The organism is Leptospira johnsonii (assembly GCF_003112675.1).
Taxonomy (GTDB): domain Bacteria; phylum Spirochaetota; class Leptospiria; order Leptospirales; family Leptospiraceae; genus Leptospira_B; species Leptospira_B johnsonii.
Genome location: NZ_BFAY01000006.1, coordinates 19,911 through 36,724 on the forward strand (window position 1 = coordinate 19,911; position 16,814 = coordinate 36,724).

Sequence of the window (16,814 nt, forward strand, 5' to 3'; positions counted from 1 at the left end):
TCGATTCAATAGATGTCATATACTTCCTCCCGGGCAGGTAGTTTTCAAAACAAATGGAAAGCAATTCTAGGTTTTTTTAAAAAGGACCCGGATAGAGAATTATATAAGAAAGAATATACTGAAGATCTAAAAAGGCAAACTCGCACGATCCAATATCCTGGTGCAGTGCTTGCAATGTTTGTTTGGTTGGGTTTCGCATTCGGAACGGACCAAAAACTACATCCTGAATTTCCAGAATTATTCTATTTCCGGATTGGTTTCTCATTAGTAGGCGTCCTTAGTTTAATTTTCCTTCTCTTGGACACGTTGTTCAAGATTCCTACTCGTAAATATAGTTTGGAAATGGCGTATGTATACATCGCCTATCTATTACTTTGTACATCCTTTTTTACCGGCAGAATAGCGGATGATCCGAATTACGTATCCGGTCTCCAAATCGCTCTGATCACTATCGCGTTTGTCCCTCTCCCTAAGAGATCGTATTATATATTCTTAATATTTTCGATTTTATCCTTTTTGAGTTCTATCCTGATATACTCTCCAAATTTGAGCACTCCGCAAGCTGCTTATTCCATGCAGAACTTGGGGATCGCATACATTCTCACACTAGTATTTTCCATAATTCTGGAAAGATATCGATTCGTAAGTTTTGTAAGCAGATTTAAGATCCAGGAAAGTAATAGGGAAATTTCCGAAAAAATGCAACTGATCCAAGCTTTGAAAGAAAAGCAGGACGGGGATTATTTTTTAACTGCGCTACTTCTTTCGCCTCTGATCAAACTGGACAATTCCGAAAATTCGGGAGTCAAAGTGGAATTCCTACTAGATCAGTACAAAAAGTTCTCCTTTAAAGAGAAGGACTATGAACTGGGTGGAGACTTCTTAAGCGCTTATATAATAAAGATCCAGGATAGAGAATACACAGCGTTCATCAATGGGGATGCAATGGGAAAATCTATCCAGGGTGCCGGTGGAGCCTTGGTATTAGGTTCCGTATTCAATTCTATCATTAGCCGCACTAGACTCTCTCCGGAGATACAATCCAAATCTCCGGAACGTTGGTTGAAAGAAGCATTTATAGATCTACAGAACGTATTCGAGACATTCGACGGATTTATGCTGATCTCTGCTGTTTTAGGGATCGTAGAACATACTACCGGGGTTATGTATTATATCAATGCCGAACATCCTTGGCCAGTTCTATATAGAGATGGGAAAGCAATGTTCTTAGGATCGGAATCCAATATTCGTAAATTAGGGATTTCTGAAATATTCGGCTCCAAGATCCAGGTCCAAACATTCCGTATGCTTCCTGGAGACACGATCTTCAGCGGATCAGACGGAAGAGATGATCTAGTCTTAGAAGAGGATTTTTCCGGTAAAAGGATCATGAACGAGGATGAGACAATCTTCTTAGCGTCGGTGGAAGAAAGTGGAGGAGAATTAAAAACGATCCGCAGATCCCTGATCAGCAGAGGAAAACTTTCCGACGATTTAAGTATATTATCTATTTCTTATAATCCTTCTAGAAATCCGTATATGGAAGACAAAAAATCCATTATGGAAGCAGAGTCGGCTTTCCAAAAAGGAAACACAAAAGACGCGATAAACATCTTAGAAGAAGGCCTAAAAAGATCAGGTAAAGTAGGAGAAAGTTATTTTCCTCAGGTAGCCAAACTTCTTTCCAAATGGTACGATAAAATATCCGAATTCAAAAAAGCGGCAGAATGGGCGGAGAAGTCCTTATCCTGGGACCCTTCGGAAACGGACCTGCTATTCTATTCTTCTATCCTTTGGAAAAAGGCTTTTACCCAGAAAAAAGATACTGAATACTTAAAATCTGCTGCAGAGTTAGGAGAGAAGTTAAGAGTTCGTTCTCCTAATCACTTCAAAAACTTGATCAATCTGTCGGATATTTATAGATTACTTGGAAATTCATTCAGGGCTAAAAAGTTATTGGATGAGGCCTCCCTTCTTTCACCAGATGATCCAAAGATCGCGGAATTAAAAAAACGTCTATAGGACTTCTATAGAATTCGGATATAAGAGTTCCTAAAGATCTCCATTAGATCAGCATCGAGTATCCTTTTTACCTTGCCCTCTGGAAAGATTCGTATTTATTGGAAACGTTTTAAATTAATCGGAGATAAGACCCCATGTTCTACCACGAGCTCAATCCCAAAATCGACTATTCCAGATCCAATCTTAGATGGAATGCCTGGGGTGCAAACGATCAGGATTTCGGTAGAAAGGCGCAGATGCCTGAAATACTCAAACTTCTCCAAAGAGAATTTAAGTTAGATTCTATTCGTGAAACTCCTGCAGTTTCCTTGGAAAATATCAAACTTCCTAACGGCAAATTAAGTCCGAGCGATATCAAAAACTTAAGCTCTATCGTAGGTAAAACTAATCTCAAAACAGATAGATATGAAAGAATTTTCCATTCCGCGGGTCGAAGTTACTACGATGTTCTTAGACTCCACTTCAATACTCTCAAGTCTTTCGTAGATGGAGTTGTATATCCGAAAAAGGATTCTGAGATTATTAAAATTTTAGAATATTGTTCTAAAAACAAGATCACGATCATTCCTTTCGGCGGAGGATCTTCCGTAGTAGGCGGTGTGGAAGTGCTAAAAGGAAAAGGTCAGAAAGCCGTTCTTTCCTTAGACATGACAGAGATGAAAGAATTGGTATCTTTCGATCCGATCAGCATGACCGCAACTTTCCAAGCAGGGATCTACGGACCACAATTAGAATATGGCCTCAATTTAAAGGGATACACTTTGGGACACTTCCCTCAGTCTTTCGAATATTCCACATTAGGCGGATGGGTCGCTGCAAGAAGCGCAGGACAACAATCCAATCGATACGGAAAAATAGAAGAGATATTGACCTCTGTAAAACTCATTAGTCCGAACGGAACTGTGGAAACATTAAGATCGCCTGCATCTTCTATAGGACCTGACTGGAACCAGATCATTGCAGGTAGCGAAGGTCTTTTAGGAATTATTTCAGAAGTCACAGTTAAGATCCACAGAATCCCTGAGACTAGAAAATATTTCGGTCTTGTATTTCCTGATCTACTTTCCTCGATCAATTTTATCAGAAAAGCAAACCATGAAGAGATCAAAACTTCTATGATGAGACTTTCCGACGCGAATGAGACCAGGCTTTATGAATATCTAGGAGAATTAGGAAAGAAGAATACCCCCATCCGCAAATTCAAAAAATTCCTTCAAAATTCTTATCTGAACGCAGTGGGAATTGGAGAGAATAAATGTGTGGTTTTAGTGGGCCTGGACGGATCTAGACAAGAAGTAGATCATTCTTTCGAAGGTCTCAAAAAACTTTGGAAAAAAGGCGGAGCAATCTTTGCCGGAGAAAAACTGGGACAGAATTGGATCCATAGCAGATACAATATGCCTTTCCTCCGAAATCATGTAATGCAGTACGGAATGGGAGTGGATACAATGGAAACTTCCAGCACCTACGATAAACTGGAAGACCTACATAAGGCCGGAATTGAGTCCTTACAAAATTCGATCCCTGGTTCGATCGCTATGTGCCATTTATCTCATAGTTATCATGAGGGAGCTTGTTTGTATTATACGATCTTATTCCCTATGGATCCGAAAAAACCGGAAGAGCAATGGTTCAAAATGAAAAGATCCGTTTCTGATACATTCACTTCTTTTAAAGCTCCGATCAGTCATCACCATGGAGTCGGTATCGATCACAAAAAATGGTATGAATCCAGTTTAGGTAAACCTGGAATAGAAGCTTTAAACGGACTAAAGAAAGTTCTGGACCAAAAAGAAATTTTGAACCCAGGAAAATTATTTCACTCTTAAAAGCAGTGTATCTGTAAGCCTGGGAGAGATCCCAGGCTACATTAACTCTCAGGTAAAGACTGGGCGTCTTCTTTCCTGGATAGACTTCATTCCTTCCTGTCCATTAGAACTAGCAATCGCTTGTGCAAGAAGTTCCACATCTCTCTTTTCCAAAGTATCTGCAAGCAGACGTTGGGAATCCCTGAGGGCGATCTTCACTCCCACTACAGATTCCATTGCCATGTCTTGGAATTGAGAACACCATTTTCTGGCTTTAGGGATCACTTCTTCCGGAGTAGCTGATTCTTCCACAATTCCTAGTTGTACCGCCTCGTCCGCTTTAACACCTCGTCCGCTATACAATAAGTCTCTTGCAGTTTTCATTCCGACTAGGTCTTTTAGAACTGTACCCGCAGTGGAGGGAAAATTAATACCGATCAATGATTCAGGAAAACCTAATCTTCCTTTTTTCTCTACAAGGATCCTATAATCGGAGAATATAGCGATAACCGCTCCTACTCCCATAGAGTGACCGTTCATCGCGCAGACCACAGGTTTAGGAGAGAATAAAACTCTTCCGCAGGCACCTAACGCTTCTCTAAGAACTTCTTTAATTTCTTCCAGGTTTTTTCCTACGAAGATCTCTGGATCGAATCCGTTGGAAAAAAACTTATCGTTCCTTCCGGATAGAAGGATGGATTTTATTGATCTATCGTTCTCCGCTTGTTCTAAAACATCTCTAAATTTACGGAAAAATTCCCTTCCCAAAGAATTGGTCTCGTTTGTTTTGATATACAGTTCTAAAATATGGCCGTTTTTTTCTACGTCTAACATATTCGATTTCCTTAATGTTAAAATCCGAACACTAATTGGTTCAATTTATCAGTGCGGGATACTTTTTTCATTTTAATCTCTATACGATTCTGATCGGTACCATCCGTTCTGGATACGATACGAGTGATCGTAGTCTTAGGGGGAAAATCCACTTCTCCCTGAACGCTTGTGACAGCTCTTACATTCTTACCGCTGGAATCCCATTCCACGGAACGTATCCCGTTTTCTGCGGTGTAGTAAGTCCATTCTTCTCCCGGTTTTCTGACGAGAACAATTCCATCGTTCGGCTGAACGAGCGTCCATTGTGGCTTAAACAATTCTGCATTTCGATTGGAAAGAAGATAGTAAATGACAGGAAAAGGAACTACCGTTTGTTTCCCTGTATTAGGATCGGATAAAATAATATCGTCCATGGTCTGTTCATGGATCTTGTCCACAGAAACAGTTTTGATCCGGATCGTTTGGCCATCGCTAAACACTTTAGAAACGCTGATCCCAAAAAGTTTATCGGTAAGTTCGATCTGCATCTTACCGCTAGGCTTATCATAGAAGATCCTTCCGGCTAAAGAGAATACGTCCTTTTTAGGGAAAAAATTCTGGATACGTATATCAAATTCTCCCGTATAAGAAGTATTCGATTCTTCTAATTTACGAAGTACGTCTAAGTATTTGGAACCTTCCTTGGATTTGGCGCTCCAAAATTTAATCTTTCCTTTTTGGCGAAAAGTAATCTCTTCTATATCCGTGGTCACACAGGATTGGAAGAATAGAGTAAAACAAAATAATGATCCGAATATATACATCGGATTTAGATGGTTTGTTTTCAAAACAGTCCCTCCCGGTCCCTAAGATTTATTTGAGACCGGATTCGTTCTTAACCTTTCCAATTTTTCCCGAATTCGAAGTTTGTCTTCCTTCTTTTGAAATAGAGTTTCCGATTTTTCCCAGAATCTTCTGGCATCTGCAAATTCTCTTCTTTCGTTATGAACATCTCCTAAATGTTCACAGATCGTAGGATCGTATTCGTTTTTATCCTGTAAAATTTGGAAGGCAAGATTCAAATGTAAAAGAGCCTCATCCACTCTTCCCTTTTTATAATAGATCCAACCTAAACTATCCTGGTAAGCTTCGTTGTCAGGAGCGAGCTCCACTGCTTTTCGGATCAGGTCAAGCGCCTCATCCAATCGAATTCCTTTTTCGGAATAATGATAACCTAAATAGTTATAAGCGATCGGATTTTCAGGATCTAGTTCCATGGACTTGCGAAGATCCGCTTCCATCTCAGGAAGCCTTCCTAGTTTTTCTAAAGTAGAAGCCCTGTAAAAATGATAAACGGAAGACTTAGGCTCCAATCGGATTGCTTGTTCGAATGCTCCCCTGCTTTGTTCCAGTTTTTCGGATTGGAATAGAACGATCCCTAAAAGATAATACGCGTAATGATTGTTCGGGTCGTTTTTCAGAATATTCTGAATGATCTCCTCCGATTCTTGTATCTTTCCGGGAGGATTTCCTCTCAACAAGAATGCCAGATGTAATTCATACTTTTTAGAATCTTCCGTAGAAGAAGCGTATAGGATTGCTTTACGGACAGAAATGATGGATCTAAATACGGAACCGGACTGTTCGTACACTCCTGCTAAAAAATCGTATTGTTCAGCAAGGATCTTTGTATCCAGTTTCTCTTCTTCACCGATCTTAATGGATTCGAGAAGTAATGTCTCTGCAAGTGTGGTCAATTGGGATTGGAGTGCAATGGAGGCGACTTCTATCAATTCTCGAATATATTCTTTCTTATCAATGTTTGGATCTCTTTTTTGGATTTCCAGAACCCCGAGTCGAATGGACAACCTTTTAGGAAATCTTTCCTTTAAAGGGAAAAGTATCCTTCTTGCTTCTGAATATTTGGAATTCAGAACAGAATAGAGCCCGAATAGTACCCCGTCCTTATTCAGCTTACCTTTCTTTTTCAGATCCTCGAAATATCCTGCTGCCATGGATCTACTTTCTATAAAGTACATCTCACCTAACATCAGCTCCACGGACGAATTTCCTTGGATCTCTTGTAGGATCCTTTGCAGTTGTTTTTTTGCCTGGGAAAACTTGCCGAGTTGGTCTAAAATTTTTGCGAGTAAAAATCGGATCTCCCAGTTTTCAGGTCTCATCTCCAAGTAACCGGAAATATAAAAGAGTGCCTTTGTATTCTGGCCCAAACCAAAGTAGGTTTTTCCTAACGATAAATATACGAATTCAGGATATTTAGGATTGGAATCTTTTTGTTTAATCAGATCCCTAAGAGAGCTTAAATATAATACAGATTTCGCATCATTCTTCAAAGCGAGCTCTGCAGAACTTAACAAATAATAAAAATCCGGATCTTCCGAGAACTTACTCAAATGAATTTCTAAATAAGTCGCGGCCTTTTCATATTCTCCACTGTTTAAAAGGATCGTTCCTTTTAAAATATAGGTTTCTCTAAAATTCGGATCCGATTTTTCCGCTAGGTCCAATTCGGAAATTGCGTCCTTCCATTGGCCTAAATAATAATGTGCCAAGGCTTTATTCCAACGAAACACCGCAGAAACTGGAACTCCTACAGATTCAGAGCAGCGGATATAATCTTGGAAATTTCGGACTGCCTCGATGATCTCTTCTGTTCTTTCTCTTCCCTCCGAATTTCTGGCCTTATTCAAACTCTCTAAACCGAGAGAATAATAATAGGCCGGCCATACGGCTCTCGCCTTTCCGGAAGAATCGGTGTCTCTACATACAAAAACGGAGTCTGTATTTCGGGGAGAAGCAAATAGGGTACCTACATCCAGAAGGGATACCAGAAGGATCGGAATAATGCTTGCGTGTTTCATAATCCCCGGACTTGTATAGGGTTTGGAATCGAAAAAAGCGAAATCTTCACTCTCTCTACTCTCAAGCGAGGGACTCTATTCGTCTAACGAATTTTCCGGAACTTAAGGAAAGAAATTGTTCAGCATTCTAAAAGAAAAGAAAAAGTTATTCTTAACACTTTTGTTGATTTGGACCCTGGCAGCGATCTACATCTATCCCAGGAGATTCCAGATTTTACGTTCCTTCGCACTTTGGTTGGAACCTCCCGTCTTAAATCCTTCCCTTTCCGCAAAATTGCAGTCAAAGGGAGACGATCTATTATCTGAAAAAGTAGAATACAGACAGGTCGAACATTATCTCAGAACGGACCAATTGTCCAGGGCCTGCGTCCGAGCCTATAGAATCGGGAAAGAAGGGACCGGTGATATATTCAGGATCCCAAGCTGGATGGAAGCAAAACACCAAGGCTGGACCATCGAAAGACTTTCCAATCCAAGCGAGACCAAATTTTCCACCGGAGAAAAACCAGTGGATCCGTTCGAATACTGGGAAGAATTCTACCAAATCCCACTGGAAGCATTAGATTATTATAAAAGGGCACTAAACTATAATCCGTTCGATGGATACAATTCTCCGCCTAGCCAGGCAGCACTTGGAAAAGACAAACCTGAAATTGCAGGCAAAAGTCTTTTAGAGAAGATCCGAATTTCTTCTTTCGCCTCATGCCGTCCGGAAGAGGCGATACTTGCACATTTCCAAGCAATCCAAAGGATAGAAGAACTAGTATTCGAAAAATTGAAAGAAGCGAAACCGGTTTCTATTCCTTGGTGGAAGAAGATCCTGAATTTTTTCAGCTTCAGCTGCAATAAGGAAGCAGAAGAGAATGTAACGGAAGACCTCCCGAAAGATATCCGCATCTGGAAAAAGATCACAGAGTCCCAATCTTCTCCAATCGTATTCTCCGAAGATTATCCGGATACAACTACATTGACCGCGAATAAGTATAAAACTCTTCTATTAAAAACATTGGAGTTACTCAGACTTAGAACGGATGAATCTCACCCGTCTCTTTCTCCGGACGAATCTGTTTCCTTATTCACAAGAGTTTTATATTTCTCCTGTTCTAAAAGAAGTATTCCTGCGGAAGCGAAATATTGGGGAGCAAGTGCAATTGCTGCCATTCCTTGCGAGGCAACGGACACAGAAGGTTCCAAAGTATTTTACTCCAACTTGAATCGAAACGCTCAGTTGTTCTATAAATTGGGAGACAGAGATTCCAATTATAGAAAGAAAGCAAAAGATATGTTTGAATCGGTTTACCAGTCTTCTGCAACGGATTTGGGAGTCAGATTCCAGGCAAAACTTATGAAAGTCAGATGCTTGTTACATGAATCAAATTTTGATCAGGCTCTTAAAGAATTGGATGCCTTGGATACTGAAGTTTATACCGTAGATCCGAATTATAGAAACGATAAATCCGGCTACGACGACCTGATCGAAGATAAAAAGAAACTATTGCAGTATACGCTTCGTCGAAAAGGAAGATACGAAGAAGCAGACGATATTTTCGATGAAAAGAATTAAATACTTCGATTATAATGCAACCCATCCTCCTATTCCAGGTTTATTAAGTAAGATCTTAGAAGAATACGAGGAAGACTTTTTCAATCCTTCGGGACCGACTCGATTTTCCTTGGCAAGACAGGGTAAAATTGAAGACGCTAGAAAGGTATTGGCAAAACTCACAGGAAAAGATCCGAAAGGATTCGTATTCGTATCCTCGGGAACGGAAGCGGATTATTCTTTAATTTATTACGCAAAACAGTTTGTCAATACCACTGCATATCTTTCACCTTTCGAACATGCAGCCATGTATTCTTCTTTTAGAAGTTTAGGAATTCCTTATAAAATATTAGGAGCCGATAAATCAGGGCTCGTTTCTCCAACAGAATTAGAATCATATCTGAAGAATGACCCGGGACCAGTTTTTGTCCTTCACGCAGGCAACGAAACAGGTGCGATCCAACCGATCGAAGAACTAGCAGAAGTATCTGCAAAATACGGGATGCCTTTTTATTCGGATCTGATCCAATCCTTCTCTAAAATTCCCATACCTTTTTCCGTTCTTAACGGATTTACGTTCTCCGGCCATAAAATTGGCGGAGGTTTAGGATCTTCCGTTTTATGGTTCGATCCAAAACATCTACCGGAAGGTGGAGTCTTTCAAGGTGGAAATCAGGAGAATGGGCATAGAGCAGGCACTGAAAATTCTCCTTCCATCTTGGCGTTAGCAGAAGCTGCAAAAATACAATTTGCTGAAATGGAAAATAAGAACAAAAGATTGGAACATTATAGAAATGCAATAGAGTCTAAACTCAAAAGTTTAGGAGCAGAAATTGTAGCTGAGAATTCTCCAAGGCTTCTTTCCACAACATTTGCCTTACTTCCTTTGGACGATCTGGACTTTTTTATGATGGGAATGGAAGAGAAAGGATTCGCAGTTTCTACAGGATCTTCCTGTAAATCAAGGGCCAGAGAAGCAGCTCCTTCTTTATTGGCAATGGGTTATTCTCAGGAAGAAGCTCTCAGAGCAATCAGGATCTCCACCGGTTTATATACAACGGAAGAAGAAGTTGATTCTCTTCTAATTGCTTTGGAAGAAACTATTCTTTCTATTAGATAAAATCACTTCCGAATACTGGATGCCATTTCTTCTGCGTATCGATCCGTCATTCCTGCTACATAGTCGCACACGCATCTTTCTAGGCCTTCTTTTTCGATCCTTCTCTTGTACGTTTCTGGGATGGAATCAGGTTGTTTTCTAAAATGAAAGAATAATGTTTCTATAATATCTCTTCCTTGATCGCTTGTAACCACCACGGAAGGATGTCTGTATAAAGTTTTGTATAGAAAAGATTTTAATTCCCGGACCTTCTCCCCATAAGAAGGTTCATAAGTGGCAATCCTTTTACCTTCTTGGTAGGCATTATTCAGATCGGAGCGATCCCGGATTTTCCAGTCTGAGATCCTGGATTCAATGGTGGAGATCATGCTAGAGACCATACTATTTGTCAGTTCTCGGATCACAGTTCTAACGAATACTTTTCCGTCCAGTTTAGGAAACTTCTTCTTTACGATTTCAGAAGTTTCTGCCCAGAGAGAGAGTGAGTTTAGATCTTCCGATTTTAGATAACCCATTTCCAAGCCATCATCTATATCATGGCTAGTGTATGCGATCTCGTCAGCCACATCCGCACATTGAGCTTCTAAACTTGGGCCTTCGTCTTTTCTTTCAGTCCCTAGAGTGGAACCTCCGTATTCAGCTCCATGTTTCATCATACCTTTTAAGGTTTCTTTGGAAAGGTTCAGCCCTGGAAATTCCGGATAACGTGTTTCTAATATAGTAACGATCCGAACAGATTGTTTATTATGTTCGAATCCACCGAATTCTCCCATTAGATCGGAAAGCATATCCTGGCCTGCATGTCCGAAGGGAGTATGTCCCAGATCATGTGCGAGAGCGATTGTTTCTGCAAGTAAGGAGTTGAGTCCTAATGCCGAAGCGATCGTTCTAGATATTCCGGCAACTTCCAAAGTATGAGTGAGACGATTTCTATAATTCTCACCTACCGAATAAACAAAAACCTGGGTCTTATATTGTAATCTTTTGAATGCGCTGGAATGAACTACCCTATCTCTATCTCTTTGGAAAGGGATTCGGTATGGGTGTTCTTCTTCCTTATATTCTCTTCCGCCGGTATCGCCCTGTAAAACTGCATAGCCTGCTAGTAGAGAATTTTCGGCTTGGATGATTTGGTTTCGGTCTTTTTGCACTTGGAACCAATTTGGAACCTAAAAAGACCGAAAGCAAGTCAAACAAATCTAGTTTTTCGGTTCCAATTTGCCTTGGATTAGTTTCACTGGTGGAATTCTACTCGGAATAGATAGAAGCATTCATGGATCTAGTTAATATCCCGGATTTAGTAAATTTTTTTTCACGCTTTGGTAATGAGTTCGCATACTTAGCAGTTTTCTCCACCCTGATTCTCTGTGGCTTCGGTCTTCCGGTTCCTGAGGATATTTCCCTCGTTTCTGGAGGAGTTTTGGCCGGTTTAGGATACGCAAACGAACATGTAATGTTCGGTGTAGGAATGGCAGGAGTTCTTGTAGGGGACGGTTCCGTATTTTTACTCGGAAGGATTTTCGGAGAGAAAGTATTACGAATTCCTTTTATCGCCAAATTTTTGACCCCGGAAAGATTTTCCAAAGTACAAGAGAAGTTTTCCCAATACGGGAACTGGGTGGTATTCATGGCAAGGTTCATGCCCGGTCTCAGAATGCCTATTTATCTAACGGCTGGTACTTCTGACAGGATCTCTTTCTTTAGATTTTTGTTTTTGGATATGTTCGCTGCAGCGATTTCCGTTCCGATCTGGGTCTATCTTGGACACTATGGCGCAAAAAACTTGGACCAGCTCAGCAACTTAGTCCACCAAGGGCAAATTACAGTCTTTGCATTATTAGGGATCCTTGTATTAGTCCTAGTTCTATATTTCACTATCAAAAAGAAACGTTCCGGGAAATAATACTTTTACTCGACATAATTTAATCAATCTATACTGTTTGGTTAGATATGGATGTTCTTACCCAACCTGTGTTGGTACTGAACGCAACCTATGTCCCGGTTGCGATCCGAACCGTCAAAGACGCCGTTATTCTTCTCGTCCTTAAAAAAGCAGAACTCATCAAAGACGAAAAAAGCCTATTCATTCGCTCGGAAAAGCTTAAGTTTACCACTCCTAGAATCATTCTACTCATAGACTATTACAAGGTCCCTAAACGTAAGCATAAACTCTCTCGTGAAAATATATTCCTCAGAGATAATCATGAATGCGTGTATTGTAGACGTAAACTTCCTTCTTCCAGACTTACCTTGGATCATGTGATCCCAAAAAGCCGATGGGAAGAGATCCCAAGGGAAAAAAAACCGAAGGACTATCATACCTGGGAAAACCTGGTCACTGCCTGCAGGGACTGTAATACCCAAAAAGGAAACAAACTTCTACAAGAACTCAAGTGGGAGATCCCGGAAAATCGGTCGACAAACAAGAGACGTTTTCCACAGTTTTCAGTATCCACCCAATTGGTCGAAAAATTCGGCTGGGCGGATTATATACATATCTAAATGAATCTTTTTTTATCCGGAAGAATATCGAAATTCTTTCCTACCTTACTTCTAATTCTTTCCTTATTCTCTTGTTATAATTATTCAACGAATCGGATCGTAACCACACCACCTACTTTGGTAGGGATCACTTTAATCGGCACCGGAGTATACGAACTCAGGCTGAGAGCCGGAAATCCGGAAGCATTTTTTAACGGTTATACTTTGTACACTGGAAGTACTGCGGACGCATCTAGGAATCCTTCCGATTTTTCTTCCGGAAAAGGATGTGAACTTCCTTTGAACATGCTTCCGAACCAACCAAAAGAATATTCTATAGAAGTAAATCCAACTGCAGGTCCTCTCGCAGTTCCAGGCGCTGGAGAAAATACAAACCGTGTCTGTAAGATTGTGGCTACATTGAACTCAGGAGATTACGTGACTCTTAGATCTTCTGTAATTTCTTTGGATCTGAACAGTGGCACCAAGGATATCTATGTATTCTCCATGCCTTCGAATACATTACAAGTTCCTTAATCTTTAAACCAAACGCTTATTTTTTTAAGTGTAGTTTCCGTATCTTCTTTCCAGATACTTTTGGGAAATTTTCCCAAGAACTCTTCTAATTCTTCCTTAGCTGCTTTCAGTTCTTCTCTTAAACGTAAAAGCGCTGGATTGTCTTCTTTTTTCAGGTATACAGGATTTCCGTCTGTGAACTGAAAATATTTTTCGATAGCATTGGCCGCTTTCTGTTTGGCTAGTTTATAGAATTGGAATCCTTCCGGATCTTCTTTAGAATTTTCTAAACTTACGAAAGTTTCGTTTTCGAGAGAAGAAAGTAGAACATCCCTTAGCTGTACAAGCTCTTTAAACAAAAGATCTGTTTCGTATTCTCCGGAATCCGGATGATATTTACGAGAGAGTTCCCGGAATCTGCTCCGGACTAGATTTGCGTCGAATTTTTTAGGCAGTCCGTAAAAGTCCAGGGCACGGCTCAGCAGGTCCCCGTCTTCCAACCCAATTTCCTATGAGCTAGGAACTTTTTGAGTTGGATCTTGGATTGTACCAAGTTCAACTCTTTGCGGTATTCCTGCAGAATGATCTCCATCTTCTCCCCTACTCGGGAATTCAAATCCCTGGACTCTTCCAATTTTTGGAAGATTGTATCGGAGAGTCGAATAATTTCCAGGGTTTGAGGAGAAGATTCTTCTAATTGTTCGATCTTGCGGTCCAGTCGTTTCATCTTTTCGATCAGATCTGAATTTTGGAGTTCGAGTTTGGCAGTACCTTCTCCGTCCCCGAAACCCAAAATTTGCAATTGGCGTTTTTGGAGTTCAATCAGTTTGTCCAAAAATTGGACCTTCTCCTCATAGAGTGAGGAAAGTTTTTCTTCCATGGAATTTAGACTTTTAGAAATCCTCGCTGGCATTCTGGACTTAACCTTGGAGGGAGAGTCCTGTTCTAGGTGAACCTGCAGTAGGCAATGGGACTACGGAAGAAGTTTTTTCCTTCTTCTCAATTTCTTCCCAAGCAAGTTTTAGATCTTCCAGATATTTGATGATCTCGGAAAGTATCTCGCTATCCTTCTTCATATTGGCTTCTAATAAGCGCTTTTTAATATAAACATAAATACCAAGCAGGTTATTTGCGACCTCTCCCCCGTTTTCCATGTTCAAGGCAAGCATCAACTCAGTCACTATCTCTTGGGCTTTCAGGATATGATTGTTCACCACGTCGTACTTGCGGGGTGTATTATTCTCGATGGCAACGTTCAGGAAGCGGATTGCCCCTTCATATAACATCACGATTAGCCGGCCCTGACTCACAGTAGAAATTTCATTAGATTTATACTGTTCGACGGAGGCCGTCGATTTTCTAGCAAGTGACATGTGTCTCTCCTGAAATACTTTTCGACAAAATTCCGGACCGCCTTAACGTGGACTGGTAATTCTTAGCGTATTGGATGCGAAAATTCTTGGCAAGTCTGATTCCCAAACCCAGAAAAAAGCTTGTCTTTTTGGCCTCTGGGCGGGGGAGCAACCTGGAAACTGTCCTTCAGGTGATCAAAAAGGGAAAAATCCCGGGAAATCCTGCATTTTTAGTCACTGACAACCCAGAAGCGCCTTCTATCCAGATTGCGGCCCGTTATAATGTCCCATCCAAAATCCTAGACTGGAAGTCTTATTCCAAAAAAGAAGAATATCATAGAGATCTGTTGAAGTTCCTACAAGAGATCTCTCCGGATCTGATCGTGGCATGCGGGTACATGAGAATTCTCAAGCCGGAGATCATCCAAGCCTTTCCAAATCGGATCATCAATATACATCCTTCTCTACTTCCTTCCTTTGCGGGCCTACATGCTCAGAAGCAGGCATTCGAGTATGGAGTGAAAATCGCGGGCTGCACGGCTCATTTTGTGGATGAGGGTGTGGATTCCGGTCCAATCATTTTGCAGGGAGTTGTTAAAATCGAAGAAGGAATGACCGAAAGAGAATTGACTCTTGCGATTCTCAAAGAGGAACATAAAATCCTGCCCCTCGCGGTTAAATACTTCTGCGAAGATCGGCTCTCCATTAAAGACAGGAAGGTCTCAATCCTCTAGCATGATCAAAATCACTCGTGCCCTCATTTCAGTTAGCGATAAAACAGGACTTATCGGATTCGCTAAGTATCTAGAATCCAAAGGAGTGGAAATCATTTCCACTGGCGGAACCCTCAAAACACTCACCGAAAACGGAATCAAAGCTATCGCTATAGACGATTATACCGGATTTCCGGAAATTTTGGACGGAAGAGTAAAAACTCTCCATCCTAAAGTTCACGGAGGACTCTTGGGTGTGATCTCCAAACCGGAACACAAACAAAAGATGGAAGAATTAAAAATTCCTAAGATCGATCTAGTGGTTGTGAACTTATATCCATTCGTACAGACCGTTTCCAAACCCGGGGTTCATCTGGACGAAGCGATAGAAAATATCGATATTGGCGGACCTTCTATGATCCGCTCCGCAAGTAAGAACTATAGACATACAGTTGTAGTTACAGATCCGAACGATTATAAAACTGTAGAAGAATCCATGAAGGTCAACGACGGCTCTGTGGACGCGGACACTTCTTTCCTCCTTATGAGAAAAGCTTTTTCTCATACTGCAATGTACGATACTGCGATCTCTTCTTGGTTCAATAAACTCGCGGGGGAAAAGTTCCCAGATATTCTGAATCTCTCCTTTACCAAAAAACAAAAACTTAGATACGGAGAAAACCCTCACCAGGGGGCCGCTTTCTACGAACCTTTGTTTACCAAGAGCGAATTCTCTCCTCTTCAAGGAAAAGAATTATCTTTTAATAATATGTTGGATTTTGATGCGGCATTCCATATCTCCGCACTTCTTCCTGATAATACTGTTTGTATCATCAAACATTTGAATCCTTGTGGGATCGCATACGCTGATGATACATTAGAAGCATTCCGTCTGGCAAAAAGAACCGATCCTATTTCCGCGTTCGGCGGGATTATCGGGATCAAAGGAACTGTTACTGGGGAACTAGCTGTCCTCATTGGAGAAACATTTGTAGAAGGTGTGATCGCTCAGAAGTTCGAACCTGCCGCTCTGGAATATTTCTCTAAAAAGCCGAACGTTCGTCTGATAGAGATCCAAAATTTCCAAGAAGCCTTGGATGAGATGGATCTAAGACCAATCCATCACGGAATTCTTCTGCAAGATAGAGACTATGCAACCATCACCGAAAAAGATCTAAAGATCGTTTCTAAAAAACAACCTACCGAGGAAGATATCCGAGGTCTGATGTTTGCCTGGTCTACCGTAAAATTTATCAAGTCTAACGCGATCGTTTACACAGAAGAGAACGCTACACTTGGAATTGGTGCTGGACAAATGTCCAGAGTGGATTCGGTCCAACTGGGTGCGACCAAGGCATTAAACGTAGGTCTTTCCGTTGTCGGTTCTTATGTGGCGAGTGATGCATTCTTCCCTTTCAGAGACGGGATAGATGCAATCGCTAAAGTAGGAGCTAAGGCAATCATCCAACCCGGAGGTTCTATCCGGGACGAAGAAGTGATCAAGGCAGCTGACGAGCATGGATTGATCATGGTGTTTACCGGCATGAGGCATTTTAGGCATTAA

Annotated in this window: 16 protein-coding genes; 9 read left to right on the forward strand and 7 right to left on the reverse strand. The window is 41.0% G+C overall.

The window, feature by feature from the left end:
* Positions 1 to 12: 12 nt before the first annotated feature.
* Together LPTSP_RS03710 and LPTSP_RS03715 are read left to right on the forward strand one after the other, a co-directional pair.
* The gene (locus tag LPTSP_RS03710) at positions 13 to 2,022 is read left to right on the forward strand and encodes a SpoIIE family protein phosphatase (protein WP_108927497.1); all 2,010 of its coding nucleotides are present in this window, start codon (positions 13 to 15) and stop codon (positions 2,020 to 2,022) included.
* A gap of 134 nt (positions 2,023 to 2,156) precedes the next feature.
* The gene (locus LPTSP_RS03715) at positions 2,157 to 3,851 is read left to right on the forward strand and encodes an FAD-binding oxidoreductase (RefSeq protein WP_108927498.1); all 1,695 of its coding nucleotides are present in this window, start codon (positions 2,157 to 2,159) and stop codon (positions 3,849 to 3,851) included.
* A gap of 48 nt (positions 3,852 to 3,899) precedes the next feature.
* Here LPTSP_RS03715 and LPTSP_RS03720 read toward each other — a convergent pair whose 3' ends face one another.
* The 3 genes from LPTSP_RS03720 to LPTSP_RS03730 are packed head-to-tail and all read right to left on the reverse strand — an operon-like array spanning position 3,900 to position 7,525.
* On the reverse strand, positions 3,900 to 4,664 hold the full coding sequence (locus LPTSP_RS03720; protein ID WP_108927499.1) for an enoyl-CoA hydratase/isomerase family protein: 765 nt from the start codon (positions 4,662 to 4,664) through the stop codon (positions 3,900 to 3,902).
* Between the two features lie 17 nt (positions 4,665 to 4,681).
* Positions 4,682 to 5,467 (reverse strand): hypothetical protein, encoded by a 786-nt coding sequence (locus tag LPTSP_RS03725; protein WP_439956990.1) that lies wholly within the window; start codon positions 5,465 to 5,467, stop codon positions 4,682 to 4,684.
* 42 nt (positions 5,468 to 5,509) lie between these two features.
* Positions 5,510 to 7,525, reverse strand: coding sequence for a tetratricopeptide repeat protein (locus LPTSP_RS03730; protein WP_108927501.1), 2,016 nt, complete (start codon positions 7,523 to 7,525; stop codon positions 5,510 to 5,512).
* A gap of 115 nt (positions 7,526 to 7,640) precedes the next feature.
* Between LPTSP_RS03730 and LPTSP_RS03735 the strand changes: the two genes are divergently transcribed.
* Both LPTSP_RS03735 and LPTSP_RS03740 read left to right on the forward strand, forming a co-directional pair.
* Complete coding sequence (locus tag LPTSP_RS03735; protein WP_108927502.1) at positions 7,641 to 9,089, forward strand: hypothetical protein; 1,449 nt, start codon at positions 7,641 to 7,643, stop codon at positions 9,087 to 9,089.
* Positions 9,076 to 10,188 carry a cysteine desulfurase family protein gene (locus LPTSP_RS03740; RefSeq protein WP_108927503.1) on the forward strand — a complete coding sequence of 371 codons (1,113 nt, stop codon included), beginning with the start codon at positions 9,076 to 9,078 and terminating at the stop codon, positions 10,186 to 10,188. The genes LPTSP_RS03735 and LPTSP_RS03740 overlap by 14 nt, the downstream gene beginning before the upstream one ends.
* Positions 10,189 to 10,190: 2 nt before the next feature.
* On the opposite strand, the gene LPTSP_RS03745 is transcribed toward LPTSP_RS03740, so the two are convergent.
* A complete protein-coding gene (locus LPTSP_RS03745; protein WP_108927504.1) occupies positions 10,191 to 11,339 on the reverse strand; it encodes a deoxyguanosinetriphosphate triphosphohydrolase in 1,149 nt (382 codons plus the stop codon).
* Between the two features lie 122 nt (positions 11,340 to 11,461).
* Here LPTSP_RS03745 and LPTSP_RS03750 point away from each other — a divergent pair, with 122 nt between their 5' ends.
* From LPTSP_RS03750 to LPTSP_RS03760, 3 genes are read left to right on the forward strand one after another with little or no spacing between them, the layout of a single operon-like run.
* Complete coding sequence (locus tag LPTSP_RS03750; protein WP_108927505.1) at positions 11,462 to 12,091, forward strand: DedA family protein; 630 nt, start codon at positions 11,462 to 11,464, stop codon at positions 12,089 to 12,091.
* 47 nt (positions 12,092 to 12,138) lie between these two features.
* Positions 12,139 to 12,690 carry an HNH endonuclease gene (locus LPTSP_RS03755; RefSeq protein WP_108927506.1) on the forward strand — a complete coding sequence of 184 codons (552 nt, stop codon included), beginning with the start codon at positions 12,139 to 12,141 and terminating at the stop codon, positions 12,688 to 12,690.
* Positions 12,691 to 13,206 carry an LIC11661 family lipoprotein gene (locus LPTSP_RS03760; RefSeq protein ID WP_108927507.1) on the forward strand — a complete coding sequence of 172 codons (516 nt, stop codon included), beginning with the start codon at positions 12,691 to 12,693 and terminating at the stop codon, positions 13,204 to 13,206.
* Here LPTSP_RS03760 and LPTSP_RS03765 read toward each other — a convergent pair.
* From LPTSP_RS03765 to fliS, 3 genes are read right to left on the reverse strand one after another with little or no spacing between them, the layout of a single operon-like run.
* Positions 13,203 to 13,685 carry a molecular chaperone DnaJ gene (locus tag LPTSP_RS03765; RefSeq protein WP_108927508.1) on the reverse strand — a complete coding sequence of 161 codons (483 nt, stop codon included), beginning with the start codon at positions 13,683 to 13,685 and terminating at the stop codon, positions 13,203 to 13,205. The two genes, LPTSP_RS03760 and LPTSP_RS03765, sit on opposite strands and share 4 nt — an antisense overlap.
* Positions 13,664 to 14,098, reverse strand: a complete 435-nt coding sequence (locus tag LPTSP_RS03770) for a hypothetical protein (RefSeq protein ID WP_108927509.1) — start codon at positions 14,096 to 14,098, stop codon at positions 13,664 to 13,666. Before LPTSP_RS03770 ends, LPTSP_RS03765 begins: the two co-directional genes overlap by 22 nt.
* A 7-nt stretch (positions 14,099 to 14,105) precedes the next feature.
* Positions 14,106 to 14,558 carry a flagellar export chaperone FliS gene (fliS, locus tag LPTSP_RS03775; protein WP_108927510.1) on the reverse strand — a complete coding sequence of 151 codons (453 nt, stop codon included), beginning with the start codon at positions 14,556 to 14,558 and terminating at the stop codon, positions 14,106 to 14,108.
* An 86-nt stretch (positions 14,559 to 14,644) separates the two neighbouring features.
* Here fliS and purN point away from each other — a divergent pair, with 86 nt between their 5' ends.
* Together purN and purH are read left to right on the forward strand one after the other, a co-directional pair.
* A complete protein-coding gene (gene purN, locus LPTSP_RS03780; protein WP_108927511.1) occupies positions 14,645 to 15,271 on the forward strand; it encodes a phosphoribosylglycinamide formyltransferase in 627 nt (208 codons plus the stop codon).
* A gap of 1 nt (position 15,272) precedes the next feature.
* Positions 15,273 to 16,814, forward strand: coding sequence for a bifunctional phosphoribosylaminoimidazolecarboxamide formyltransferase/IMP cyclohydrolase (purH, locus tag LPTSP_RS03785; RefSeq protein ID WP_108927512.1), 1,542 nt, complete (start codon positions 15,273 to 15,275; stop codon positions 16,812 to 16,814).